Consider the following 24,556-nt stretch of genomic DNA (forward strand, 5'->3'; position numbering starts at 1 on the left):
TGGTCCCCATGACGTACGCGTTCCAGGCGGAAGGCCTGGTCAAACGGTTCGGGAAGACGACGGCGCTGGCCGGCGTCGACCTGGCGGCCCGGCCCGGCACGATCTTGGGCGTACTCGGCCCCAACGGCGCGGGCAAGACGACGGCCATCCGGGTGCTGGCCACCCTGCTGCGCCCCGACGAGGGCCGCGCCGAGGTGGGCGGCCTCGACGTCGTCCGGCACGCGCCGCGGGTCCGCAAGATGATCGGTCTGACCGGCCAGTACGCCTCGGTGGATGAGGACCTGACCGGCACGGAGAACCTCGTCCTCCTCGGCCGCCTCCTCGACCTGCGCAAACCCGAAGCCGAACGGCGCGCGAGCGAGCTGCTCGGCCGCTTCGGCCTGACCGGGGCCGCCGGCAAACGGGCCGGAACCTACTCCGGCGGCATGCGCCGCCGCCTCGACCTGGCCGCCGGGCTCGTCGGCGAACCGAGCGTCGTCTTCCTCGACGAGCCCACCACCGGACTCGACCCCGGCCGCCGGGAAGACCTGTGGCGCATGATCCGCACCATCGCCGACGGCGGCGGCACGGTCCTGCTCACCACCCAGTACCTGGAAGAGGCCGACGCCCTGGCCGACGAGATCTGCGTGATCGACCACGGCCGGGTCATCGCCCACGGCACCCCGGCCGAACTCAAGCAGATCGTCGGCGGGCAGACCATCGTGGTGCGGCCCAAGGACCCCGCCGAGCTGGCGCGGACGGCGGAACTGACCGCCAAGGCCACCGGCCGCGAACCCGCGAGCGTGGCCGCGGGAGTGCTGACCGTCGCCGTCGACGGCGGCGCCGCGTTCACCGCCGTCGTCGGGGCGCTGGCCGAGGCCGGCGTCGAGGTCGCCGAGCTGTCGCTGCGGCTGCCCAGCCTGGACGAGGCGTTCTTCGCACTCACCGGAGCCGCGGGATGCCGTTCGCGCTGCTCCGGCACAGCCTGCTCCTGGCCGGGCGCGGCCTGCGCAAGACCCGCCGCAACCCGGGCATCCTGTTCGACGCGCTGTTCCTGCCGATCGTCTTCCTGCTGATGTTCGTCTACCTGTTCGGCGGCGCCGTCGCCGGGTCGCCGCAGGCGTACCTGCAGTACATCTTCCCCGGCACGCTGGTGATGTCGACGCTCATGGCCGGCCTGCTGTCCACCGGCGTCAGCCTCAACGTCGACATCAAGAAGGGGGTCTTCGACCGGTTCCGCAGCCTGCCCATCGGCCGCTCCGCGCCGCTGATCGGCTCCGTCGTCGGCGATCTCATCAGGTACGGCGTCGCGCTCGTCACCCTGTTCCTCCTCGGCTACCTCCTGGGCTTCCGAGTCCGGACCGATCTGGTGTCGGCGCTGGCCGCCTGCGCCCTGGCGGTCACCCTCGGCTTCTGCATGAGCTGGATCAACGTGCTCGTCGGCGTGCTCATCAAGGAGACCTCGGTCGTGCAGAGCGTCGGCTTCCTGGGGATCTTCCCGCTGGCCTTCGGCACCAACATGGTCGCCCCCACCGAGACCCTGCCCGGCTGGCTCCAGGCCTGGGTCAACGTCAACCCCGTCACCCACGCCATCGACGCCACCCGCGGCCTGCTCCTCGGCGGCCCGGTCGCCACCGCGGCGAGCACCACCCTCATCTGGTCGGCCGCCTTCCTCGTCGTCTTCGTCCCCCTCGCCGTCATCGCCTTCAGGAGGCGCAACCAGTGAACATCATCGAATCCCGCTCCCTCGACCCCATGGACCCCCTCGACGACCTCGAACCCCTGCTCGACCTGGTCGGCGACGCCCGGGTGGTGGCGATCGGCGAGAGCTCCCACCACGTGCGCGAGTTCTACCTGCTGCGCCACCGCCTGCTGCGCTTCCTCGTCGAACGCCGCGGCTTCACCGTCTACGCGCTCGAAGCCCCCTTCACCGACGCGCACACCATCGACGCGTGGGTACGCGGCGGCGCCGGCACCGTCGAGCAGGTCGCCTCCGCCGGCATCGACCACGGCATGGGCGACTGCCGGGAGATGCACGACCTCCTGAGGTGGATGCGCGAGCACGAGCGCCCGCTGCGCTTCGCCGGTTGCCTGGCCGGGGTCCCGCGCACCGCTCTGCGCGCGGTCGCCGCGTACGTGAAGGACGCGGACCCCGACGCGTTCCCCCTGGCCGACCGGGCCTTCCGGCTGGCCGGCGGGGACCGCGAGGTGCCCAGCATGAAGGCCATGATGGACCACGCCCGCCGCCCGATCGAGGCGCAGGACGAGCTGACCGTGGCGATCAGCCGCCTGCTGGCCCGCATGGAGACGATGGCCGGATACCAGCGCGGCCAGGGCCGTGGCGCCGCACACGCGGCCGCGTTCCAGCATCTGCGCAACGCCTGGTACCTGGATCACGGCGGGCGCGACCTCGGCGGGCGCGGCATGGCCGTGGGCACCGCGTGCCTGGACGCCTTCGGCGCCGAGAGCGTGCTGCGGCTCGTCGAGGACGGCGCCCGCGTCGTGGTGGCGACGCACAACACCCACATCCGCAAGACGGTGATCGAGCACGAGGGCGACTTCGGGCTGTTCCCGCAGGGTTACCACCTCGCCCGAGCCCTCGGCCCCGGCTACGTCTCCATCGCCGCCACCAGCCTCGGCGGCCGCACCTCCGCCGGGCGGGTCGCGCCCGGGCACCCGCTCGGGTTCGAAGCGGTCGACGTCGGGCTGCCCGCCCTGGCCGAGGGCAGCGTCGAGACGCTCTTCGACGGCCGCGCGCCCCTGGCCATCGCCGACCTGCGCGGCCACGACCCGGAGGCGTTCACGCGGATCCGGATGCTGGACTCCTTCATGGACGTCCCCGTCGTACGGGCCTACGACGCGGTCGCCTGCGTCCCGGAGACCCGGTCCGTCCAGATCACGAAGGGACCGTTCAGGCAGGGGTGACAGTCATCGAGCGGCCCCGGGGCTCATCGGTCCAGCCAGGACTTCCAGTCGATGCCGGGGTCCTCGGCGAACAGGTGGTGGGAGGCGATCATGGGGCCGTGGAAGCCGCGGATGAAGCGGTACAGGGCGGTGGGGGTGCGGACGGCGACGTTCTGGGAGTTGACGAAGTAGACGACTCCGTCCTCGCCGGCCAGCCGTACCCGATCGCCCTTCCGCGCAGGGCGGGGCAGGCCGAGCTTTCCGGCGAGGGAGTGCCAGGCCTGCTCCCAGTCGGGCACGGGCGGGCCGAAGACGGTGAGGGGGGTGGCGGTGCGGCCGGGGAAGTGGGTCAGGTACTCCACCAGCGTGGCGAAGAACAGCTCCAGGCCCGCCGACATCGCCTCGAACTCGTCCTGCCAGTCGTCGCCCGGCAGGAAGCCGCTGGTGACGGCGCGCAGGACGGTGGTACCGCCGGACTGGGCCTCGATGAGGAACTCGTAGGCGACGAAGCGGCCGTCGGGGGCGGTCTCGGTGCCGTGGGCGAAGCGGGCGCCGGGGCTGGCTTCGGTGATGCGCGTGCTGGGGGAGTAGTCGCCGAAGACGGTGGTGACGGCGCCGTCGGCGACCTCGTTGCGGCCCATGAACCAGGAGTCGATGCCGGGCCCGGTGGAGATGGCCGCCCAGATCTCCTCGGGCGACGCGGGCACCTCGGCCAGGTGCTCGATCTCGAACTCGTGGCCCATGCTCACGACTCCCTCATGCTGGGGTGGACGGCGACCACGATGCGATGATCCCGCCCTGATCCGGCCTCTTCATCGTGGTATTTCGAGACCAGCGTCGTGACGGCCTGCGTGAGCTCCTCCGCGAACGCCGCCCGCGCGGCCGGGGTGGCGAAGCGGACCTCGCCGTCCAGCGCGAACGTCGCCACCCGCTTGCCCGCCCTGGCCGAGCCCGTGATGAGCGCGCCCACGTCACGGACCAGCCGCGCGGCCAGCGCCAGCAGCCAGCGTGCCGACAGCCGGTCCGGCGACTGGGCCGGATCGGGCTGCACGGCGGCCAGCGCGACGGGGGAGATCACGTAGGAGGCCGCGGTGGCACGCAGCAGCCGCTCGGTCGCGTTGCCCTTGCGCCGTTCCTCGACGAGTTCGACCAGGCCGTGCCGTTCGAGGGTGCGCAGATGGTAGTTGACCTTCTGGCGCGGCAACCCGACACGGGCGGCCAGCATGGCCGCCGAGGCGGGCTGGGCGAGCTCGGCCAGCAGCCTGGAGCGCATGGGATCCAGCGACACCTCGGCGGCGGCCGGGTCCTCGATCACGGTCACTTCGAACATGCCTCCACGATCCCACCGACAACTAAATCTGACAAGACGGCGAAGTTTGTCGGTGCCGCCAGGTCGGAGGCCAGGCTGCCGGGACCAGGGAAGATGTCGTCGAGCGCGGCCAGCCGTTCCTCATCCAACCGGATCGTCAGCGCCTTGAGCGCCAGCTGCTCGACCGGGCGCCCGCGATCGGAGCCGTCACGCCCGGCTGGTGCAGCAGCCACGCCAGGCCGACGGCCGCGGGATGCTCCCCGATCTCATCACACAGCCGCTCGTAGCGTTCCACCCGGTCCCTGCCCTCGCGCAGACCGGCCTCGGGACAGCACGCCGAGCTTGACGTTGGCCCATGCCGCGCGCTCTTGACCTGCGCGAGCGCGGTCAGCAGGGCGGGGAGCTGGCGCAGCGACTCGCCGCCGAGACGGAAGTTCTCGCTGGCCCGGGCCGTATGAATGCCGAACAGGTCGTTCGAGGAAAGTCTGATCTCGCCGAGGAGGTCATGTTCGACACGGTTCTTATCCATAGCATCACCCCTCACTTGAAAGGTTGCCTGGTAGGCAGACAGCCAGACTCCATGGGACAAGAGGGATGTCAATCCCTAAATATGCAGACAACAGGCACCCTTGGCAGGATTTCGGGTGTGAGGCAACCTGACCTGTTCGCCGAAGGAGGGCCTGTGACCTTCCAGACGTTCGAGCTCGAGAACTGGCAATCCGACCACGAGCAGACCGTGCGCTTCAACCTCGCCGACTCGACCGTCGACCCCGTCACCGTGGCCGACCTCGTCGAGGACGGCGAGGACCTTGAGCGGATCATGTCCGTGCCGCTCTACTATCCGGAGGTCAACGGCGAACGGTCTCTGCGGGGCCTCATCGCCGGTCTGCACGACGGCATCGGCACCGACGACGTGCTGGTCACCGTGGGCGCGTCCGAGGCCAACGCCGCGATCGTCGACGCGCTCTGCGAGCCGGGCGACCGCGTCGTGGTCATGGAGCCCGGCTACTGCCAGGTCTGGGGTCTGGCCCGCAACAGCGGCCGCGACGTGGCCGCGTTCGAACTGCACGCCGACCGCGGCTGGGCCCCCGACCTGGTGCAACTCCGCCGGATCGCCACCCCCGGCACCAGGCTCATCTACGCGTGCAACCCCAACAACCCGACCGGCTACATCCTCGCAAGACAGGAAATGGCCGAGATCGTGCGGATCGCCGAGGACTGCGGCGCCTGGCTCGTGGCCGACGAGGTCTACCGAGGCAGCGAACGCCTGATCGACGACGAGACGCCGTCGTTCGTCGGCATGACCGACAAGGTCATCGGAGTGGGCAGCCTGTCGAAGTCCTATGGACTGTCCGGTCTGCGCATCGGCTGGTAGCGGTCGTTAGCGTGGCCGAGGCGGCGCTCCAGCTCGGCGCGGTCGTGGCCGGAGGCCTGAGACAGCCCGAAGGCGAAGGTGTGCCGGGCGTCGTGCAGGCGCAGCGTGCCGAGCTGACGGTCAGGGTCGGGCATCTGGGCATCGTGCAGGCGGCCGATCTCACCCACGATGGTGTTGATCGAGCGCGGCGACAGCCGCCCGTCGGGGCGGCGGCGGCGATGGAAGCGGCCGACAGCAACAGCGCGACCGGGGCTGTACTGACGGCGGCGTCACCGGGCCGTTCGAGCTCTAGGTAGTCGGCCAGCGCCTGGCGGGCATCCCGGCCGAGGAACACGGTGCGGCTGGTACGGCCCTTACCGCGCACGCCACTCAGGCGGGCCTTCTTGCCCTGGCGCAGCCGCACGGGCTCGGCTGGCTGCAGTTGGTCCAGGTCGAGGCCGACCAGCTCAGTGCGGCGCAGCCCGGTGCCGAAAAGCAGGTAGACGACGGCCCGATCGCGGGCCGGGCGGGCATGAGCGTGCACCCGCGCGCTGCCGGTGCCGCGGTGGCGGCGGCCCTTGAGCTCGTGGAAGGTCTCGATCCAATCCACCACGTTCTTGACCGTGCGCACCTGGGCGGCGGCAAGTGCCCGTACCTGCGGGGCTGGCAGCGGAAGCGGGGCGACCTTCTTGGTCGGGTCACCGTGGCGCAGCAGCTCGGCGGGGGCGTGCGCGCTGATCCAGGTGAACAGCACCGACAGGTGGGCCAGGTGGGTTGTTGACGGTTGCCGCAGCCATCGGCGCCGCCGTGCTGTCGCGGCCAACGTTGCCGGCGGCGGCCAGGTGTTCGCGCCAGGCGGTGACTTCACGGACGGTGACCGCTGAGAGCCGGTCGTGGCCGAGCCCGCTCGTGATCCACGCGGTGAACCGCTCGAGATGGCGGGTGATCTTGCCGGTGACTTCCGGCGAGCGCACCCCGCGCACGGCCAGAGCGAGGTGGCGCTCGCTCCAGGCGGTGAGGCTGTCGTCGGCCATTTCGAGGCGCACGGGCAGCCCGACTACCTTTCGTGAAGTGATTTCGGCGCGATCCCTGTCCTGTCGGCGGAGGCATCGAACTGGGGGTGGTCGACGGCATAGTGCCAGATTGCTTCATGGAAGGGTCATTTCCTGAAGTGAATGGGGTCGCTGAAGATGGTCCGACAAGATCGGAACCCTGCGCTTTCACAGAGGTCGTCATGCCGCCCCCGCAACGGGGACATAGGAGCCTCCCTACTTGATGGGTCACATCGGCGAGGGCGCTCGGCCAGCGCCGGCCCCCGGCCTTGACCACGGCACCAGGCCCACGTCGCACGAGCGGGCCACGGTAAGCGAGGCCAGAGTGATATCGAGGTCGTCGCGGCGCAGGTGCGAGCCGATGATGTGGCGCATGCGGTCGAACGAGGGCAGCGGGGTGGCCTTCAGCCGCGACAAGCGCAGCATGCCGCCCTTGATGCTCACCGACGCATTCGCCGCCAGCCCGGCGGAGACCTGGGCGTAGGCATCGTCGACGAGGTCAGCCCGCTCCCGCAGATGCGCACGCGGATCGGCCTGCAGGTCCGGTGCGGTCAGCACCGAGCCGCGCTCGCACCCGCAGTCGCTCCTCGGTCAGCCGAGCCCGCGGGTTACCCCACTTGTCCGTGCCCATCGCGTACACATCACGGCGGCGCAGGGCCAGGTGCAGGGCCTCCAGGTTGGAGAACACATGGCAAACAATTTCAAAGGCGTTCAAGATTCCGAATATTGGTTGGGGCTTATGTGGACTGGCCCCTCGGACAGGTATCCGAGGCAGGATACCTAACGTGAGTTCACCGTCGCCTGCACTTAGGCCTGGGGTGCAAACTAGCTGCTGCCGGAAGCTCAGAGAATAAGTCACTCGTAGAGGTCCGAGTCTTCGAGCTCCACAAGGGCTGCCGAGCTCGCTGGAGCTTTGCGATTGACGACGGAGCAGGGGCTGGAGATCTTCCGGACCGTGCGAGCTCCCGGCGCGGTAGTGTCCCAGCAACCCCCAGTCACATGCTCACGCGTGCCGGACAGTCGCACTTTTGAGGAGCTCAGCATCTCAGCTCCGCAGCCTTCCAAGCGGCTGGCGCGATGAAGGCTCCACAGGAAGGCGACAGTCCGAGGGAGGTGTGGGGTAATCTCATCGCCACCCTCGATGTCTCAATAGTCATCCGGAGTCGTCGATCAACTTCCAGAAATTGTCGATATTCACGGCTCGCCGTCCTGTCAATTTCTTCGGGAGGCCAAGCATGCCATACCTCTGTGCAAGGTCGAGCGGAGCTGGATGGAGAATTTCATTCAGTATGCCAGCGAGGAAGGTGGCCGTCGCAGGCGCACAGTCAACGGTTTGTCAACCTCCAGTAAGAGGGTCTCCACCAATATAGTGACGTTCGATCTGCAGGCCAATCGGCTTCATACGCCTTCTCGGCCTCGAAATTGTCAAGGCTTGGATCAACTGGGCGAAAACCAGGATCTCTCGACTCGGATTCCGTGGGAGGGCGAGCCCTAGATATAGAATTTGGAGAGCTAGCTCCGTTTTCTCTATAGCACAGTTGGGCATCAACGAGAGATTGTCTATTTGCCCCGCCACTGTAGTGAGGCCAGCGAAGCTGGACAAGATCGTCCTCCCATCGGCAGATTGGACAGATCTGGTAAGAGCCGGGCTCTTGGTCGTGGACCAAATAGCCACAGCAAGGACAGGGGTAGATCGTCTGAGTCACCTCAATCAACCATAGTTCCAGGCTGCTTCTTGAAATAGTCTATTCCCTCATCAGGCTTGAAGTAAGTTATGATCCCATTCGGACCTGCTGCTCCGAACTCACCGGTTTTGGGATCATAGAACCGGTATGTCTTGCCGTCTCGCTTCACCAGGACGCCTGGCCTGCGGCCATTACAGGTACACATAAGATCCATTGCTGCATATCTATACTCCGACAGAGTCGTGAGCCCCATCTCTTCGCCATGGTCAGCGAAATGTCGATCTAGGTTAGCTTCGCTGACCCACTTATCGCCGAAGCATTTGCTGTCATTATGGACGAGGACATTAACGTCCCCAACGCCTACATGATAGGCATGGATGCCCTTAACCGACAGGTTGTAGACCTGTTGCGGTGCCGTCCACCGCTCGACGCTTTGCACTTGAAGCCAGGCCCCAGTCGAGGACCGAAGCCATGTGCCAGGTTGGAGATCAACCGCGTCGACCCATTCTCTGGAATCGGCAGCCCAGAATGGGTGTGCGTCTGTCGCCGTAATCGTCGAGCTCTGGGGCTGTGAACCAGGCTCGCCGCTGATGGCGATCTTGACGAGGCCCTTCACACCCTCGCCGAGGATGACATCGACTACGGCCCTCGCAGCGGTGATCCCGGTAGTCGGATCGGTGGCTACGACTGCGTCGCCCACCTCCACTTCGGCGATCGGCTTGCGGGTGCCATCCGCCATGAGTACCGGGGTTTCGGATGTGAAGCTGTTCTTACATGTCTTGTTAGCGAATTTGACAAGATCATCAATTGCGCCGAAGGCTTTCCGGATTTGCTTTATTGCCTGCGCGGCTGCTCGACCTAGCTTCACTCCAGGTATGAAGTTGGCGAAGAAGAGCATGCACGACCCGAAGGACCCTGAAGTGCAGCCATACAGATCGCTCACGAAGAAGTCGGAAACGCCTTTCATGAGCTTGAGGAACCAATGTCTATCGCTTTTATCTTCAGCCTTTTTGTAGGCGAGAAGAATCCAATCCGTACGGTTTACGCCCAGCTCTCTCCTCAGTCGATTGCACATGCCGGCGAGTTCGGATTGAACCACTCTCCCCAAACAGTTTTCCGCGAAGACCTGAGCATCTCGAAAGGTCTTCGCAGACTCCTTAATGGCATTGCATGCCTTATATCCAAGCGTTTTAACGCAATTCTTCCAGGCCGGGGTCGGCGGTCCGGGCTGTCCAGCGCTTCCGCCAGCTTTCACGACGGAATCTATCAAGTATTTGCGCCACTCCTCATATACTCCATCGCTGTCTCCGGCATAGGACTTAGCAATAATCTTTTTGCGAACGGATTCAGGCGCATCCCAAAAGCCCTCAAGGTCTTCCAGGAATATTCCATTCGGCAGGTGCCCCAGCCGCTTCATCTCCTCTTCGGTCATCACCGTGATGCCGGTGAGCTCGAATCCGCCGCATTTATCCAGGCCGGCCCCGCTGCACGCCATGCCGCCGCCGGGGATCGATCTATCTGTGGCAGGGTCAGCACACCGAAAGATTGCGTTGGGAGCGTTGCATGGGTTCCCTGTGTAGCCCGCGTAGCCGTATTCGAAGCCGGTGGATTCGGTGGCGTGTCCGGTGGGGTCGATGCCGGTGAGGGGGGAGGCGTTGGCGTAGGTGTAGCGGTTGGCTTGGACGGAGGGGTTGGGGTTGAGGGTGGCGGTGTCGCGGCTGGTGAAGGTGCCGGTTCCGGGCTGGTACCAGCGGGCGTGCATGTTGGTCTTGCCGGTGTCGGGGTCGGTGTATTCGCCTTGGTAGCCGAGGTTGGTTTTGGCTCCGGTGCGTTCGGTGACGGTGCCGAACGGGTCGTAGGCGGCGGTGGTGGTCAACGTGCTGCCGGTGAAGGTGGCGACGAGGTCGCCATGCAGGTCGGTCAGCGTGCCGGCCGCTGGGTCGGTGCCTTCCTGTTGGCCGAGGAGGGCGCCGGATGGGTCGCGGCCATAGCGGCCCTGGATGCCGCCAAAGGTGTCACTGATCGCGGCCAGGTCGTTGCCGAGGCCGGAGTAGGCGAAGGTCTGCTTGGCGGCGCCGCGGATACGGGAGGCGACTCGGTCGAGGGCGTCGTAGCTGTAGAGGCTTTCACCATCGGCGACAAGCCGGTCGAAGGCGTCGAAGGTCAGCTGGGTAGTGGCGCCTGCCTTGGTTTCGGACGCGAGGGTGCCGCGCGCCGTGTAGGTGTAGTCGGTGCCGTCGCCGGTGGTGAGGCGGTTGCGCTCGTCATAGGTGAACGTCTTGGTACCGGCTTTGGTGCGGTTGCCGGAGGCGTCCCAGCCGTAGTCCGTCTTTGCGCCCCCGGGGGCGGTCCAGGAGGTCAGGCGGCCGGCGTGGTCGTAGGTGTAGGTGTTGACGCCTGCCCCGGCGGTGCCAGCGGTGGTCTTGGTGGTGAGGTTGTCGTCCTTATCCCACCCGTAGCTGATCTTCGCCAACTGGGTGCCGGCGCCGTTCTTCAACGTCTGCGTTTCGAGCCGGTCAACCGCGTCGTAGGTGAAGGCCTGGGAGTCGGCGGCCGCGCCGGTGCTGGTCTTGCCGGTCAGCGTCTTCAGACGGCTGGACTTGTCATAGCCATAGGTGAGCGTGCGGCCGGTGACCGGGTCAACCGCAGTGGCCAACCGGCCTACATTGTCCCAGGTGAAGGTAGCGGTCCCGGCGGCGTCGACGCGCTGGGAGGGGGCGCCGAGCTCGTTGTAGGCGTAACCGGTCTGCTGGACCGTGCCCTTCTTCACGCTCAAGGGCAGGCCGCGGTCGTTGTAGTCCACCGTCAGGTCGCCGATCGCGGTCGCGCGCCCGGCCAGGTCATAGCTGAAGGTGCGCTCCGCGGTTGCCGCGCCGCCGCCCGCGCCGGTCTCGGCGGTGAGGCGGCCCAGGTGGTCGAAGGTGCGATCGATACGCACCCCGCCGGGCAGCAACGACGCGGTCGGGTTGCCCGCCTGGTCGTAGATGCTGGTCCAGGTACGGTCAGCCAGATTCGGATGCGCCGCGGTGGACGGCTCGGTGACCGTCTCTGCCAGGCCGAGGCTGTTGTAACTGGTCCAGGTGGCGTTACCGCGCCCATCGGTCAACCGGGTACGGGCGCCGCTGGCGTCGTAACCGAACGAGGTGGTGATCGACTCACCGGCCGCCACCGGCTCGATCAGCGAGGTGACCCGGTTGAGCGCATCGTACGTCTGCTTGGTGACATGGCCCTCGGGCGAGGTCGCCGAGGTCGGGTTACCGGCGGCGTCGTAGGCGGTGGCGGCGGAGCGGACGACCGCCTCGGTGGCATTGAGGTCCTGAGCGCCGATCTGGCGGCCGGCCAGGTCGTACTCGGCGACGGTGGCGTTGCCTTCGCCGTCGCTGGTCTTGACCAGACGACCGGCCAGGTCGTACTCCATGAGCGTCTTGTTCGTCGCCGGGTCGGTCTGGGTGGTGACCTCACCGGCCGCGTTCACCACGAACCCGGTGCTCCGGTTACCCGGCGCGATCCGCTTGGTCAGCACGCCCGCGTCGTTGTACTCCAGCTTCGTCGTGTACGCCGCCGCGGCCGGCTTGCGCTCCACCTGCGTCGAGGTGATCATCCGGCCGAGATCGTCATAAGTCGCCTCGGTACGTGCCCCGGTGGGACCGGTCGCCGCGAGCTTCTCACCGACCAGGTCGTAATCCACCACCGACTGCCCGGCGGGCTGCCCATGAGGGGCCGGATCGGTGGCGCGCACCTGCCGACCCAACTGGTCGTACTCGAAAGTCGAAGTGTTGCCGCGCGGATCGGTGGTACGGACGAGTTGCCCGGCCAGATCGTAGGCGTGAGCGGTGGTCGGCGTCACCGCCGCGCCACCGGGCGGCGTGTACGACGGCGCCACCTCGCCGGTCAACCGGCCCGCCTTGTCGAACACCGAGGTGACCGTACGACCTTCGGAATCGGTCTGGTGCGTAGTAGCGCCGAAGGTGTCGTACCCATTGCGCGTGGTCGGCTTCGCGCTGACACTCGCCCCGGCCTTGTCCACCGCCACCTGCGGTCCTACCGCCTCGACCAGGCGCCCCAGCGCGTCGTAACGCATGGTCGTCGTGAAATCGGCAGCCGACGCACCCGCCACATTCCCACGCGGATCAGTCACCGCGGTGACCAAACCCGCGACATCGTAGGTGAGCGTCGAGACCAAGTCCTGCTCACCGTTCTCAACGGTCTCCCGCGTCGGCTGGTTGACCTTGTTGTAGCCGAACTCCTTGATCTCCGTGCGCGTCGTCCCCGCGCCGCTGGAAATGGCCTTGAGAACGTTGCCGTTGGCGTCATAGGTGAACGCGGTCCTGCGCTTGAGCGTCCCGGGATCGAAGGTCTGCGACGTGATACGGCCCGCGGCGTCGTAGACGACCTCGGCGGTGGCCGTACCGCCACCGCTCACCAGCTTGACCCGGTTACCGGCGGCGTCGTAGGTGTGATCCTCCAGCACCACATCCCGGGCGGTCATCTGCCCGTTCAGCTTCGCGTCATCAGCGATCTTCTTCGACAGCAGGTGGTCAGCGAAGTACGTCAACGAGGTCTTGCGGCCCATGGCGTCGGTCTGCGTGGCCAGACGGCCGCCCGGGTCATAGGCGAACGCCTCCAGCACCACATCCCTGGCCGCCTGGGGATTGACCGGACTGCCAGTCCAGCCCTTCAGCGTGCGCGCAATCAGCTCACCGCGCTTGCTGTAGCCGTTCTCGATCACCGTGCCACGAGCGTCGGTCACCCGCGCCAGCTGCCCCAGCGTGTTCCACGCCTGCCGGACGACGCCACCCTCCGGCCCGGTGACCGTCTCCAGCCGACCTTGACCGTCGTAGGTATAGACGGTAGACCTCGCGGCGTCGCCGCCGGTCAGGTCGGTGACGGTCTCACTGAGGGGATTGCCGTCCGCATCGTAGGCGCGCTTGATCTTCTTGGTATGAGTGACTCCGGAGACCTCGTTCTTTACCCCCGGCTCGGTCAACGTCTCCGGCCTGCCCAAGACGTCATAGGTGAACAGGGTCTTCACCCCGCCAGGGAAGGCAGACGACACCACTGTGGAGCTGCCCGGCCTGCCCAGGACGTCGTACCCCAGCTTGGTGACCAGCCCCTCCGGATCGGTCTGCTCGCCGAGGTCACCCGCGGAGTTGTAGCGGTAACTCCAGGAGTTGCCCCGGGGATCTGTCATGGTCTTCGGCAACCCGGCCGGAGTGATGCCGCCACCGACGGCGGGTTCGGTGCCGTCGGTGTACGCGACCGTGGTAGAGCGGCCTTGAGGGAAGTCCGTGGTGGCGGGGGTGATCTGCTTGATCTGCTCACCGAAGGCGTTGTAGTCCCACGTGGTGGCGTAGGTGTTGTCGGTGGCGGAGGAGGACCGGCCGTCGCGAACCGCTACCATCCGGTCGTTACGCGGGTCGAAGTCGTTGTCCTTGTTGACGTGGTACTCGGCCCGCTGTGTCTGGCAACTCGAAACCGTCCGACAGGTGGTCGTCGTCAGCACGTTCCCGCGACTGTCGTTGGCGTAGGTGACAACCGCCTCGTTGGGGTCCACCACCCTTGTGAGATATCCGCCGGTGTCGTAGTCAAAGGTTGTCTCTTTCCCGATCTGGTCGATTTTGGAGACCAAACGAGAATCGCGCCAAGCGTCGTGGACGTACTTGATGGTTGACTGTTGGGGATCGGTCATCGTGACGGTCGACTTCCCCGTCGTTCTGTCGTAGCTCGGTTCGCCAACCGTCCAAGCGCCGCCGTGTTGGTCAGTATGCGTCTTCAGGCGGTCGGTGGCGGCATCGTAGCTGTTGGTCGCCCACACCCGGCCGGAGGGCAGCGTGACCTTCTCCAGTTTGTGACGGGCGTCCTGACGCGCGCCGTAGTGTTTGAGAACTTCCGTGGATGGGAGAGGCCGGTTGTAGATGGCCACCTCGTCGATCTGGCCTTGGAAGGCAGAGCTGACTGCCGGCCATCTCCCTCCGAGGGTGCCGTTGGCGATGCGCGCCACTCCCTGCCAGGACCAGATGTCACGATCCCCGGTCAGTTCACCGACCGCCTGTCCGTCGAGGTAGAGCCGGTCCGTGGTCTTGTCGGCGGTCAGCACCACGTGGTGCCACTGCCCGTCGGTGACGACGTTGTTGGTCGTGATCGGGCTGAAGGTGAAGTCATCGCCGTTGCTCAACGCCCGGAACTGCCCGCGAAGCTTGCCATCGGTGCCGACATAGATGGCCGAGTCCGCGGAGACGGTCCCTCCGGCCGAGAACAATACTCCCGGCTTTGTGGTCTTGAACCACAACTCGACCGACGCCTGATCCGCCATCCGTGCGATGGTGTTGAGCGGCAGGTCGATCCGCCCGTTGGTGAAGCTCGCGGCTGTGTCGCCGGTGCCATTCAGCGCGCCCGGAGCCTTGAGCGTCACGCCCGAATACGTGGCCTGGCCGCCGCCCCAGCCGAGATCCGAAGCCGTCGTCCCCGTCGCTTCGTTCAGCCGCCAGTAGCCATAGGGGTCAGAGTCGAGGACCATCGGCCGGTAGATCGACCCGCTGCCATAGTTGTAGCGAGTGCAGTTCGGTGCGGCCACCGGAGCACACACGGCCATGAGGCGGTCGCCGTCGTACTCATAGGTCCACACCAGCGGCTGCCCGCCATCCGGACCATCGGTCGTCACCTGGGTGACGTGCGATCCCGTCCACGAGAACCGTAGAGATCGGCCACCGGCGGCCTCGACGGATGCGAGCTTGCCATCGGTTCCATAGGTGAGGTCCTGCGTCCGATCCCGATGGTCCTTGATCTTCAGCAGCTTGCCCGTCGCATCGAAGAGATAGGTGGTGGACGACTTGTCCATCAGGCGCCATCCACCACCAGGCTGCGACGCCAATGTGGCGTGCGTTCCGGACGGAGCCTGGAACGTGCCATCCCCATTGGCCGCGAACCGCAGTACCTGCCCGCTCGGGTAGGTGACGAGCAGAGAACCGGCCTCAGGGGCGACCTTCATGTCCCAACGAGTCGTCCAGGCAGCACCGAACATCCCATCAACACGCGGATCCATGGTGTTGTAAGTACGGTTGATCGACAGCGGCAGGCCAACCGCCGCAACCTGCGCGTCCGTATCGCTCGTGGTGTAGTTGCCAACGAGCGGAGAGAACTCCTGGCCATCCTGCGCTCGCACCGACAACTGTGACCCTACGACCGGCTGCTTCACGCCTGTAGTGAAGGAGTCCACATCGGATGTCGTCACCGCGGACGTGCCACGGTCCTTCACCGTCACCTGCCAGAAGTACTGCTTTCCCCAGCTCAGCTTTCCCGCGGGGATGCGCCAGGTCATGATGTCGCTCAACGCTGCTGACGAGAAGCAGTTCATCAACATCGAGAAGTCGTCGCACACCTTGAACGTGTAGTCGATGCCGTTGGTGCTTGTCGCATATGTGATCAGCAGCGGTGTGCGCGTACCGACCTGTGCCCAGTCCTGTGGGAAGCGATCTTCGATGCTCGGAGTACAGCACAAGGCTGCCGCGTCGGCTTGCTCCGCGCGCCGCACCCCGCCGGCCAACCTCTCACCAGGGTCCGCGGCCGCAGATGCCGGAGTGAAACGATTCTCTTGAGGGAGCGCTCCTTTAGGAGGCTTGATATCAGGGCCCGGCGCTACCGCCTCTGCGTCAACCGCAGCGGTGGTCACGGTTGTGTCGACGAGGAAGTCCTTCGGCGCGCCCGTACCGTACTGCTGAACGGGCACCACCGCATCGCCTTTGGCAATTGCGCTCGTCGCCGCCGGAGCGGCCAGCACCGGCGCCGTGGGGAGGGCGATGAGCCCCGAGCCCAAAACGGCCGACAGGGTAATGGCATGCCAAATACGAGAGCCCGTCAACAATCGACGCATGCGTCGTCACACTCCGAACCAACGAGGGACGCCCCCGCATGGGCGTCAGACGTCGCTCCACTCCATCCGATGCGGACCAAGGCCTATCGACTCGGAGGTTCAGAGCAGCAAACCAAACGGGCAAAGCGTATCTTTCGGATGATCGCCCGACAAGATCTCATATGACACCAAGAGACCACAGAGGGTGATCTTGTGGTGGCCCACTTTTCCCAGCCAGCCAAATCGTGACGCAAGACCTAAGCGTCACCGGTCAAACCGAACGTCGCCGGGTCAGGGGCGGCGGGGGCGCAGAGGCCGCCAGCCGCCGCCGTCCAGCTTGGCATCCACGTCCACGGTGATGACGCCGAAGAAGTTGACGTTCTCGCTGCGCGCTGGGGAGATGTGCGCCAGCAGTTCGTCAGGAGCGTCTCGGCCAGCGGCGCGCAACTGCTGGACGCGAGCTGGTAATACTCCGTCACCCACGTGATCACCACGTTGGTCACCACGGTCAGGCGCCAGGCCTGCTCAGTCTGGTCGGCCAGGTGCGGCTGAGTGACCGTGCCTTGGTGGGCGTAGTGCAGGTCACGGCGCAGCGCGTGCAGGCTTTCGCCCTTGTTCAACTGCCGGGCGATCTTCCACCGGTAGGCGGGATCTGACAGATATTTCGCGGCGTGGATGGTGCACCGTAGCGTCCTCCTTGAGCGCCGCGGCCAGGGTGTTCTGCCTCGATGCGGCCGACCACTTGCCCACCACCAGGGAGGCGGTGGCCTGCCCGTACTTCAACGAGCCACCCATGCGCCCAGCAGCTGGCAAGCAGATCCTCATTCCACCGCCCCGACGGCAGCGCTCCCGCGTACGGATACCGCTCCCGGGTCGCGGTCGGGGTGTCGGCGCGGACCAGTGTGACCTTCCCCAGGTCCCGGATCCGTGGGGTGAGCGCCTTACCGACCAGGTCGAACAACGCGAAATTGATCAAGGTGACGCCGTGGGTGTTGGTCGCGTGCTCGGTGATCGGCAGGTCGGTGGCGTTGCCCAGGAACTCATCCAGCGCGTAGTGCGCCTCCCGATGGGTCGGCACGATCTGCTTGGTCCCATACGTCGACCACTGATCCGACACGTGTGTGTAGGTCGACCGCACCCGCCCGCCGTGCACGGTCATCTCCCGCGTGGTGGTGGACTTGCCACGCACCGGGAACCGCTGCCCATCCGAGGACGACATCGTCCCGCCCCCGAACACGCCCGCCGAATTTTATGGACACTGTCAAGGCTTGTCGCCCGCTAAGGTCGACCGATCGCCATCACTTCGGTACCCGCCTGTCAGGCTGGGAGCGATCCTCAAGGCCCATCACCCGGGTCAGCTCGACCGGGCGCAAGGCAGCGCTGAGTAACGTTGAATACGGCCAGTGCTCGCAGAGAATGAACCGGCGGGGGTCTGCGACCCTTATGTGATCATTGGCGGGTGCGACCTGTGGGTGAGACTTCCCGGCCATCTGCTATGAAGCGGGTGTCACTTGGGGCGGCCATCGCCGCCACGCCCTTCCTCCTGCTGTACGCCGTCGCGATAGCCCCCCAGTGGATCACCGATCACCGCTTGGCAAGCCTCGAGAATCGCGCCCTCAAGCATCCGTTGCCACCGGGCACGACGTTCGGCGGGTCCGAACCTCAGGGTCCCGTGACGGGAGACTCCGGCGACTGCTGGGCCGGCTTCGCCTTCAGCCTCCGCACCGAACGCCCACCCGAGGAAGTCAAGCGGTACTACGAGGCGGCCTCCTTCCTGCGGACCGACGCGCACTTCTTCGAGCTCAGCGTCAGCGCCCTGCAGGAGTCCGCCGACCACGTATCGGTCGCCATCGACACGATTTCCTCTGGCACCGGGGACCTCCGCTGCTGGTGAACGCCACTTACGGTCTCTCAAATTCCAGATGTAACTCTCAGTTACTCTTCCTCGGGTGACATCAACCCGAGCAGTGGGCTCGCGATGGATGTGATCGGTTCGCTCAGTCCGTCGATGTGCATGCTGACCTTCCTGAAGGGTTGCCGTCACCTGGAGCGGCCGTCTCGCCGAGGTCGGTGAGAAGACCGGTAAGACGGCGCGCGATGGCAGTGTGCCGTTCAACCTCGCGGGTCCAGCCGCGTTCGTCGGCGTCCTGGACGAGCTGCTGTTCGACCTCCAGGCGGGCCCGGAGTCGTGGGGCATAGTTGGGGGTGGTGACGAACTTGGCGCAGGTCAGGTAGAGGTCGCACTCGCAAGGCCCCTCGGCGGGAAGGCGGAGGCAGCGGCCGAGCTCGAGTTCGGTCTTGAGGAAGTTGCTCTTGAGCCAGTCGACGGCCTCGGCGGGCAGGGCTCCGGACTTCAGCTCCTCGGCGGCGGGGCCGGCGATGACGGCACCGGGTCCAAGGACGGCCTTGTAGTCGTTCAGCACCGTCTGGTCGCTGACCTGGGCATAGACCAGTGCCATGGAGACCGAGTGTTCTGAGTCGTTAATTCGTGCAAGAAATAGGTCAGATGTCTGCATGGCGAAGCGCGGCATACCCAGGCGGCCCCTGCTTGTCAGTGAAGAGGATCGACGTGCGCTGGAGCAGATCGCGCGCCGGCGAACATCGGCGCAGGTCATGGCGCAGCGAGCACGCATCATCCTGCGTTGCCTCCAGGGCGGAACCGATGCCGAGGTCGCCCGCGAACTGGGTGTCTGGCCGCAGACGGTCGGGAAATGGCGTAACCGCTACATCGATGGCGGCCTGCAGGCCCTGTCCGACAAGGACCGCCCGGGCCAGCCCCGAAAGGTCACCGACAGCCACGTCGAGGACGTCATCAGGCAAACCCTGGAACAGCCCCCGCCCGACGGCGGCACGCACTGGTCGACCCGGGCGATGGCCGAGCGGACCGGATTGAACCAAACCGCCGTCTCGCGGATCTGGCGCGCGTTCGGACTCAAGCCCCACCTGGTCGATGAGTGGAAACTGTCCAACGACCCCTTCTTCATCGAGAAGGTCCGCGACGTCACCGGCCTCTACCTCAACCCGCCCGAGGCGGCCCTGGTGTTGTGCGTGGATGAGAAGTCCCAGATCCAGGCACTGAACCGCTCCGCACCGGTGCTGCCGATGATGCCCGCGGTCCCCGAGCGCCAGACCCACGACTACATCCGGGCGGGTACCACCACCCTGTTCGCGGCCCTGGACGTCGCCTCGGGCAAGGTGATCTCCACCCACCAGCGCAAACACCGTTCCGTGGAGTTCCGCACATTTCCTCAACCAGATCGACCGCGAGACACCCGCCGAGCTGGACATCCACCTCGTCTTAGACAACTACGGCACCCACAAGGCGCCGATCATCAAGACCTGGCTGCTCGCCCACCCCCGTTTCCACCTGCACTTCATTCCCACCTACTCCAGCTGGCTGAACCTAGTGGAGCGGTTCTTCGCCGAGATCACCCGCCGGATGATCCGGCGGGGGTCCTACACCTCGGTCCCCGATCTCGAACGAGCACTCCAGGCCTGGATCGACACGTGGAACGAGAATCCCCGGCCGTTCATATGGACCAAGACCGCCGAGGAGATCTTCGAGACCATCGCCGCATATCTAAATCGAATTAACGACTCAGAACACGAGGAGTGGCCGAGGACCTTCATGATGGTGTGGAGTTTCGCGCCGCGCTCGGCAAGCTGGGTTCCGACCGTGTGCCGGAACCTGTGCGCTGAGACGGTGCCGCGTTCCTTGCCGTTCAAGCCTGTCGGGCCGACCAGCCCGGCGGCCTTGCCAGCGGCTTGGAGCGGATATTCGAACAGATAGCTGATCGACAACTGCACCCCGTGGTCCAGGAACAGGTAGCGGATCTGCTCCCCGGTGCGTTCGTCGGTGAACGGCCGGTCGTGGCACTGCCTGCGCAGGTCGATGACCGTCTGGAGGGCGTCGGCGGTGTCCTGGTGGATCGGCACCATCCGCTCCTTGTAGGTCTTGCCGGCCGGGATCCGCAGCCGAGGGGTTCCGTCGGGGTAGCGGTCCAGGCAGTCGAGCGGGAGGCGGCGGATCTCGCCACGGCGGGCCCCGGATCAGCGGGCAGCCAGAAGAGCGGCGCGCTGGAACGGGCAGGAGATCGCCTCGATGACCGGCATCAGTTGGTCGGGTTCATGATCGGGGATGAATCGTGGCACCCGCTGCGGCGCCTTGGGTGCGTCGCCGATGGTGATGAGCGCGTCCGGGGACGTCGTCGTACTCCCAGGCCGCAGTCTGCTGGAACAGCTGCGACAACCCGGAGAACTGCCCGATACGGGTCTTCACGCCCAGCGGCTTTCCCGTCGTCTTGGACGGCACATCGGCCAGATACTGGATCCACTCCAGGCAGAGGTCCCTGGGTAATCTCCGTCCAGGAGACACCATCGGGGTAGTGCTCGGTGATCCAGCCGTCGAAGCTGCGGACCGCTGACTCCAGCGCCTCGACGGTGGCCGGCGCGTCGGTGAGCCGACGAGCAGCCAGCCACTTCTCAGCGACCGCTGTCATCCGGGCGGCAGCGGCCACAGCGGCTTGCGCAGGGGCATCCGCTTGCGGGGCCGGGTGGAGACCTGACCGCGGTGGAAGAGAACCACATGGAGCTGGTGCAGGTGGGTGACCCACGACTTCTGGACGGTGTCGCGGTAACGCTGGGCCTAGGGATAGAACAAGCGGAGATCATCACGTTCGCTCAACAGCCGGACGGCCTCAAGCGCCTCGTTGATGTGGTCCTCGGTGAAGCCGTTGGCATGCAAGATGCCGGTGCGCGCCGCGATGCGGGCCACGGCCCAGGTCATCGTCTGCAGCGCCGTCTTCCGGACGAAACCGAGCGCGACGGCCTCCTTCACCAGGGCCTCGACACCCAAGTCCAGGCCCAGCGCGGTGGCGGTGTCCACCACCTTGAGGTGGTGGGCCGCGAGCATGTAGGGGTAATCGAGCCTGGCGTAGCCGTGCAACGTCAGGTAGACCAGGTAGGGGCGTGCCTGGTGCGACAAAGGGTAAGACGGCTTATGGCTCTGCTCCCCGGGCAGCCTCCCGACCCGCTCGATCAACGGCTCGTCGAACCAGTCGGCCAGCACGGGCCACCGGTCCCGGAACCTCCGGTCGTGGCGGAGTTTCTTCTTCAGCACCTGCGGGTTCAGGTCCTGCGCCCGCAGGTGGTCAACGAACTCCGGTGCCGGGCAGTGAACTGGTCGGGGTCGCTCGATCGGTAGGGTGGCGGCGGTCAGGGCGGCGGTCAGGGCGGCGGCCGAGACATGACCGGCGCTCATCGCGCCCCGCCCTCACTTGGGCCTTCGTGGCCGAGAGCACGGTTGTAGTCGGCGACGACCTCGGGGTCGGATACCCGAGTGTAGATCCGCAGCGACTCCGGGGACGCGTGGCCGAGCCTTTTCTGCAAGGTCAGCTCCCGCATCCCGCCCTCCCACATGCGCGTGGCGTGGGTGTGCCGGCAGGCGTGAGGCGTCACCCACGGCTGGCGGATCCCGGCCTTGGTAGCGGCCCGGGAGAACGTGCGCACCAGCCCGTCGTAGCTGAGCGCCTCCAGCCGCCGCTTCCCGCCCCCACCGATCAGGAACACCAGTGGGCTGTCGGCATCGGTGGGCCGTTCCTGCATCACATAAGCACTCAGCGTCGCCAGCATCTCCGGTTCGTGCAGGTCGACGACACGCTCGAACCGCGACTTGGAGCGTGCACCCTTGGGGTGGTCGTCCCGAAAGCGCACGACCACGCGCCGCCGACCGTAGGCGATGTCCTCCAGATGCAGGCTCAGCACCTCACCGGGCCGCAGCCCACCCTGGACCATCAGCAGCACGATGGCCCGATCGCGCACCCGCTTCAGCTGCGCCAGCAAGAGCTTGATCTGGTCCTCGTCTAATGGCCGCGGGATGCGCTGGACGGTCTTGACGCGGACGCTGCGGCGGACCGGCTTCTGCCGGCTGGCCCGGCCCATGAATGGCCGACGCCGATCTGAGACCCGCGGCAGAGCCGGGTCTGGCCGCTTCTCGATTGGATTCGCCCGCTCGAACTGGCCCGCCATGATGGCGAACTCGTAGAAGGAGGAGACCGTGGCCAAGATCCGGTTCAGGTGGAACCCGCAAGCTTCGTGCCCGGTCCTTCGGCGTCGACCGTGGCGACCGTCAACGCCATCCGCTGCCGGGGTCGACGCGAAGGTACCGACCGCAGGTACTCCAGCAGTGTCAGTGCCTACAGGGCGGAGAAGTCCTGCTAGGTCAAGCCCTCGCGGGCGAAGAAGTCCCACAGGTGACCGAGATCGTGAGCGTAGGCGACCAGGGTGTTGGGCGAGTAGTCGCGTGCTCCCAGCGCCCGCAGGAAACCCGAGACGACCTCGACCGGCTCACCCTCCCCGTCGAGCAGTTCGCCGAGCACCTTCCCACTGTCCAGACGCTGCTTGCGTACCTGCATCGACACCTCCGGGAACGAGGTCCGCACGGCAGGAGAACTGGCTGAATCCTTCTCCTGGTGGGGCATGCGGGACAAGAAGTGTCCATGTAACCATCGCTAGGCCGTGATGGTGGTTGACGATCACCGTGTTGGCCTCGCGCAGCGTCTCCTCCCGCACATACCACTCGGCCGTCCAGGCCAGCACCGCGTACGGCACCCCGCACGCCTCACTCATCCGCGCCAAGCCCAGATTCGTGGCCATCGCGATCAAGACAGCCAGGATGTTGCGTTTGACCTCGGTCGACTTGGTCTGGCGGCAACCACTCGCATGGGTGAAGCAGTCCAGGAAGCTGGTGCGCACGTCCAGCTCGATCAGCAGCGAGGCGATCGGAGCGAACGGCAGCATCCCCGCCAGTTCCTCCCGCAGGGCCTCGGCTTCGGCCGGGACGTCCTCGGCCGACAGCTTGGGGATCACCAGGTTGTCATCGTCGTCCAGGCGGACCGCGCCACTCTCGTCCGGCAGCGACCCGGCCAGGGTCTGCTCCAGCTCACCCAGAGCCTGGTGCAGTTCATCCTTGCCCTGGGCGATCGCCTCGCCGGGATCGGCGGGCTTGCCGACCAGGCGCCAGAACGCCGCCTGCCGTGGCGTCCATTGTGCCAGGGTGTACAGGTACGTCGCCGGGTCGGCGTAGCGCCGCGATCCGGGCACGAAGATGTCCCCGATCGCAGCCCGTCCCGCAACCCCAAGATCACGAACAGCTCCCAGTAGTGCCGGAATCCCGTGTTGTCGCCGGCCTTGCGGGCCTTGTCGATGTAGTCGGCGTACCGGGCGGGAACGAACGAGGTCGGCGTGCGTGGGCACCTTACGCCCGCCGGACCGGTTCAACTCCTTGAGGATCTCCACTCCCGCCATCAGCTCCGCCGTGCCCGGCCCGCCGTGAAAGTCGATCGCCTTCAGCACCTCCGGGGTGAACTGCCGCAGGTAGGAGTAGGAGGCATTCATCGCCGACAACCGGCCGTGATCTCGGGGAAGCGGCTTCCAGCCCCCCGGAGGCGACCTCCCGCAGCCTGCTCATGCCGATGCTGCTCCGCAGGATGCTGCCGACCTCCTCATCTTGGATGGACGGGTCGGCCAGCACCGGCAAGATCGGATATCGCCGCTCCAGCTCACGACGCTCCAACGCCTGATTGGTCGAGCGCCGCCCCACGCCCGCCAGGAACCGGCGCCGCTCGGTCGGTAGCATCGACAGATCCAGCCGATGAACATCCATGCTCCGCAGGTAGACCAGCTTCTCAATTGCGCTCTTCACCGCACTGGCACCCGCATCCGTCACCGCCGTGGTCAGCCACTTCAACCGCGTCGTACCAATCCCCGCAGGCGGCACCTTCAATAGCCGATCCAGATCCTCGCGAACCTGATCGGTCACCAACTCCGCCACCAGCTCCCACGTCAGCGCGGTAGCGGCCATCCGGACCGCGGCGACCATCTTCGCCAACGTGACCACACCTGGCCGAATCGTCTTGGCAGAGACCAGGTACTCACAAGCCAAACCGAACAACAGCGTCGGCGAGTCATGCTCCATCGCCCGGTCTACCAGGAACTGCTCTAGATCCTTCATCTCCACGCTGCCCGCCGACGCTCTTCCACCCCAGGTAGTCGGCCACCCGTCGCAAATGATTCGTCCGGGTCTGCTCCCGCTGCCCGTACCCCTCCAACACCTGCGGTTCCAGCTTCATCTGCTCAGCCAGCCGGGCCACCGCCACCGGCGGCGCCGAAGTCACCTCGTCAGGTACAAACCCAAGCCAAGGCAGCGTCGCGAGCTGAACGGCAAGCCCAAGGCGATCAGTAGGCCCGCGGCCACGGCCGGGATCGATGACGCGATATCGGCCCGCGTGAGGGTGAAGTGCCGGATCAGATCGTCCCGGCCAATATCAGGGAGGCTTTTCCAACCTGAGCGTGCAGGCCAGAGTGGATGCGCGAGGGTGGGTTGAGAGAAGAGAAGGCTCCCGGTAAGACAGCAGTCGACCAAGA

The 24,556-nt window shown here is 66.2% G+C and carries 22 protein-coding genes and 5 pseudogenes; 6 read left to right on the plus strand and 21 right to left on the minus strand.

All coding sequences use genetic code 11. The features are described 5' to 3' along the window. Positions 1-8 precede the first annotated feature (8 nt). The 3 genes from ACIBKY_RS52850 to ACIBKY_RS52860 are packed head-to-tail and all read left to right on the plus strand — an operon-like array spanning position 9 to position 2,904. Complete coding sequence (locus tag ACIBKY_RS52850) at positions 9-1,055, plus strand: ATP-binding cassette domain-containing protein (RefSeq protein ID WP_397109921.1); 1,047 nt, start codon at positions 9-11, stop codon at positions 1,053-1,055. Next, positions 938-1,705, plus strand: a complete 768-nt coding sequence (locus tag ACIBKY_RS52855; RefSeq protein WP_397109923.1) for an ABC transporter permease — start codon at positions 938-940, stop codon at positions 1,703-1,705. Before ACIBKY_RS52850 ends, ACIBKY_RS52855 begins: the two co-directional genes overlap by 118 nt. Beyond that, positions 1,702-2,904 (plus strand): erythromycin esterase family protein, encoded by a 1,203-nt coding sequence (locus ACIBKY_RS52860; RefSeq protein ID WP_397109925.1) that lies wholly within the window; start codon positions 1,702-1,704, stop codon positions 2,902-2,904. Before ACIBKY_RS52855 ends, ACIBKY_RS52860 begins: the two co-directional genes overlap by 4 nt. 23 nt (positions 2,905-2,927) lie before the next feature. On the opposite strand, the gene ACIBKY_RS52865 is transcribed toward ACIBKY_RS52860, so the two are convergent. The 3 genes from ACIBKY_RS52865 to ACIBKY_RS52875 all read right to left on the minus strand — a co-directional run bounded on the left by ACIBKY_RS52865 (position 2,928) and on the right by ACIBKY_RS52875 (position 4,721). Further along, the gene (locus ACIBKY_RS52865) at positions 2,928-3,626 is read right to left on the minus strand and encodes an SRPBCC domain-containing protein (protein WP_397109927.1); all 699 of its coding nucleotides are present in this window, start codon (positions 3,624-3,626) and stop codon (positions 2,928-2,930) included. Positions 3,627-3,628: 2 nt separating this feature from the next. After that, on the minus strand, positions 3,629-4,213 hold the full coding sequence (locus ACIBKY_RS52870; protein WP_397109929.1) for an ArsR/SmtB family transcription factor: 585 nt from the start codon (positions 4,211-4,213) through the stop codon (positions 3,629-3,631). 136 nt (positions 4,214-4,349) lie between these two features. Then, on the minus strand, positions 4,350-4,721 hold the full coding sequence (locus ACIBKY_RS52875; RefSeq protein ID WP_397109931.1) for an aldo/keto reductase: 372 nt from the start codon (positions 4,719-4,721) through the stop codon (positions 4,350-4,352). Positions 4,722-4,874: 153 nt separating this feature from the next. Between ACIBKY_RS52875 and ACIBKY_RS52880 the strand changes: the two genes are divergently transcribed. After that, positions 4,875-5,567, plus strand: coding sequence for an aminotransferase class I/II-fold pyridoxal phosphate-dependent enzyme (locus ACIBKY_RS52880; RefSeq protein ID WP_397109933.1), 693 nt, complete (start codon positions 4,875-4,877; stop codon positions 5,565-5,567). Here ACIBKY_RS52880 and ACIBKY_RS52885 read toward each other — a convergent pair. The 9 genes and pseudogenes from ACIBKY_RS52885 to ACIBKY_RS52925 form a co-directional block, all read right to left on the minus strand. After that, on the minus strand, positions 5,534-5,734 hold the full coding sequence (locus ACIBKY_RS52885; RefSeq protein ID WP_397109965.1) for a hypothetical protein: 201 nt from the start codon (positions 5,732-5,734) through the stop codon (positions 5,534-5,536). The two genes, ACIBKY_RS52880 and ACIBKY_RS52885, sit on opposite strands and share 34 nt — an antisense overlap. A gap of 125 nt (positions 5,735-5,859) precedes the next feature. Continuing rightward, positions 5,860-6,300 (minus strand): annotated as a pseudogene (locus tag ACIBKY_RS52890) (tyrosine-type recombinase/integrase); the annotation flags it as partial. Continuing rightward, the gene (locus ACIBKY_RS52895; RefSeq protein ID WP_397109935.1) at positions 6,245-6,592 is read right to left on the minus strand and encodes a hypothetical protein; all 348 of its coding nucleotides are present in this window, start codon (positions 6,590-6,592) and stop codon (positions 6,245-6,247) included. The pseudogene ACIBKY_RS52890 and the gene ACIBKY_RS52895, both read right to left, overlap by 56 nt. Before the next feature lie 234 nt (positions 6,593-6,826). Beyond that, positions 6,827-7,156, minus strand: a complete 330-nt coding sequence (locus ACIBKY_RS52900; RefSeq protein ID WP_397109937.1) for a hypothetical protein — start codon at positions 7,154-7,156, stop codon at positions 6,827-6,829. A gap of 767 nt (positions 7,157-7,923) precedes the next feature. Next, entirely contained in the window at positions 7,924-8,304 is a 381-nt protein-coding gene (locus ACIBKY_RS52905; protein ID WP_397109939.1) for a CPCC family cysteine-rich protein, read from the minus strand. Between the two features lies 1 nt (position 8,305). Then, positions 8,306-16,153: a LamG-like jellyroll fold domain-containing protein gene (locus tag ACIBKY_RS52910; protein ID WP_397109941.1), complete on the minus strand. Its 7,848-nt coding sequence runs from the start codon at positions 16,151-16,153 to the stop codon at positions 8,306-8,308. A 270-nt stretch (positions 16,154-16,423) separates the two neighbouring features. Beyond that, positions 16,424-16,615: a hypothetical protein gene (locus tag ACIBKY_RS52915; RefSeq protein ID WP_397109943.1), complete on the minus strand. Its 192-nt coding sequence runs from the start codon at positions 16,613-16,615 to the stop codon at positions 16,424-16,426. Between the two features lie 26 nt (positions 16,616-16,641). After that, a pseudogene (locus tag ACIBKY_RS52920) lies at positions 16,642-16,809 on the minus strand (Tn3 family transposase); the annotation flags it as partial. After that, positions 16,749-17,369 (minus strand): Tn3 family transposase, encoded by a 621-nt coding sequence (locus ACIBKY_RS52925; RefSeq protein WP_397109945.1) that lies wholly within the window; start codon positions 17,367-17,369, stop codon positions 16,749-16,751. The pseudogene ACIBKY_RS52920 and the gene ACIBKY_RS52925, both read right to left, overlap by 61 nt. Positions 17,370-17,804: 435 nt before the next feature. Here ACIBKY_RS52925 and ACIBKY_RS52930 point away from each other — a divergent pair, with 435 nt between their 5' ends. Then, positions 17,805-18,026, plus strand: a complete 222-nt coding sequence (locus ACIBKY_RS52930; protein ID WP_397109947.1) for a hypothetical protein — start codon at positions 17,805-17,807, stop codon at positions 18,024-18,026. Between the two features lie 103 nt (positions 18,027-18,129). Here the strand turns inward: ACIBKY_RS52930 and ACIBKY_RS52935 are convergent, their stop codons facing one another. Beyond that, the gene (locus tag ACIBKY_RS52935) at positions 18,130-18,591 is read right to left on the minus strand and encodes a hypothetical protein (RefSeq protein ID WP_397109949.1); all 462 of its coding nucleotides are present in this window, start codon (positions 18,589-18,591) and stop codon (positions 18,130-18,132) included. A gap of 55 nt (positions 18,592-18,646) precedes the next feature. Between ACIBKY_RS52935 and ACIBKY_RS52940 the strand changes: the two are divergent. Then, a pseudogene (locus tag ACIBKY_RS52940) lies at positions 18,647-19,739 on the plus strand (IS630 family transposase); the annotation flags it as partial. Between the two features lie 50 nt (positions 19,740-19,789). On the opposite strand, the pseudogene ACIBKY_RS52945 reads toward ACIBKY_RS52940, so the two are convergent. The 8 genes and pseudogenes from ACIBKY_RS52945 to ACIBKY_RS52980 all read right to left on the minus strand — a co-directional run. Further along, a pseudogene (locus ACIBKY_RS52945) lies at positions 19,790-20,161 on the minus strand (tyrosine-type recombinase/integrase); the annotation flags it as partial. Positions 20,162-20,777: 616 nt separating this feature from the next. Continuing rightward, positions 20,778-21,392 (minus strand): hypothetical protein, encoded by a 615-nt coding sequence (locus ACIBKY_RS52950; RefSeq protein ID WP_397109951.1) that lies wholly within the window; start codon positions 21,390-21,392, stop codon positions 20,778-20,780. Further along, positions 21,389-22,195, minus strand: a complete 807-nt coding sequence (locus ACIBKY_RS52955; protein ID WP_397109953.1) for a tyrosine-type recombinase/integrase — start codon at positions 22,193-22,195, stop codon at positions 21,389-21,391. The genes ACIBKY_RS52950 and ACIBKY_RS52955 overlap by 4 nt, the downstream gene beginning before the upstream one ends. A 152-nt stretch (positions 22,196-22,347) precedes the next feature. After that, a complete protein-coding gene (locus ACIBKY_RS52960) occupies positions 22,348-22,509 on the minus strand; it encodes a hypothetical protein (protein WP_397109955.1) in 162 nt (53 codons plus the stop codon). Then, entirely contained in the window at positions 22,478-23,485 is a 1,008-nt protein-coding gene (locus ACIBKY_RS52965) for a Tn3 family transposase (protein ID WP_397109957.1), read from the minus strand. Before ACIBKY_RS52965 ends, ACIBKY_RS52960 begins: the two co-directional genes overlap by 32 nt. After that, positions 23,388-24,143: a DUF4158 domain-containing protein gene (locus tag ACIBKY_RS52970; protein WP_397109959.1), complete on the minus strand. Its 756-nt coding sequence runs from the start codon at positions 24,141-24,143 to the stop codon at positions 23,388-23,390. Before ACIBKY_RS52970 ends, ACIBKY_RS52965 begins: the two co-directional genes overlap by 98 nt. Further along, on the minus strand, positions 24,097-24,399 hold the full coding sequence (locus tag ACIBKY_RS52975) for a DUF4158 domain-containing protein (protein WP_397109963.1): 303 nt from the start codon (positions 24,397-24,399) through the stop codon (positions 24,097-24,099). Before ACIBKY_RS52975 ends, ACIBKY_RS52970 begins: the two co-directional genes overlap by 47 nt. Beyond that, positions 24,303-24,556, minus strand: a pseudogene (locus tag ACIBKY_RS52980) (hypothetical protein); the annotation flags it as partial. The pseudogene ACIBKY_RS52980 and the gene ACIBKY_RS52975, both read right to left, overlap by 97 nt.

Origin of the sequence: Nonomuraea sp. NPDC050394 (assembly GCF_044459065.1) — a bacterium.
Classification (GTDB): domain Bacteria; phylum Actinomycetota; class Actinomycetes; order Streptosporangiales; family Streptosporangiaceae; genus Nonomuraea.

Bases quoted from the DNA above. Each gene is read 5' to 3' on its own strand.
- ACIBKY_RS52850 (WP_397109921.1), top strand. From the start codon at position 9: ATGACGTACGCGTTCCAGGCGGAAGGCCTGGTCAAACGGTTCGGGAAG.
- ACIBKY_RS52855 (WP_397109923.1), top strand. From the start codon at position 938: ATGCCGTTCGCGCTGCTCCGGCACAGCCTGCTCCTGGCCGGGCGCGGC.
- ACIBKY_RS52865 (WP_397109927.1), bottom strand. From the start codon at position 3,626: ATGGGCCACGAGTTCGAGATCGAGCACCTGGCCGAGGTGCCCGCGTCG.
- ACIBKY_RS52870 (WP_397109929.1), bottom strand. From the start codon at position 4,213: ATGTTCGAAGTGACCGTGATCGAGGACCCGGCCGCCGCCGAGGTGTCG.
- ACIBKY_RS52875 (WP_397109931.1), bottom strand. From the start codon at position 4,721: ATGGATAAGAACCGTGTCGAACATGACCTCCTCGGCGAGATCAGACTT.
- ACIBKY_RS52910 (WP_397109941.1), bottom strand. From the start codon at position 16,153: ATGCGTCGATTGTTGACGGGCTCTCGTATTTGGCATGCCATTACCCTG.
- ACIBKY_RS52935 (WP_397109949.1), bottom strand. From the start codon at position 18,591: ATGGCACTGGTCTATGCCCAGGTCAGCGACCAGACGGTGCTGAACGAC.
- ACIBKY_RS52950 (WP_397109951.1), bottom strand. From the start codon at position 21,392: ATGAGCGCCGGTCATGTCTCGGCCGCCGCCCTGACCGCCGCCCTGACC.
- ACIBKY_RS52970 (WP_397109959.1), bottom strand. From the start codon at position 24,143: ATGAAGGATCTAGAGCAGTTCCTGGTAGACCGGGCGATGGAGCATGAC.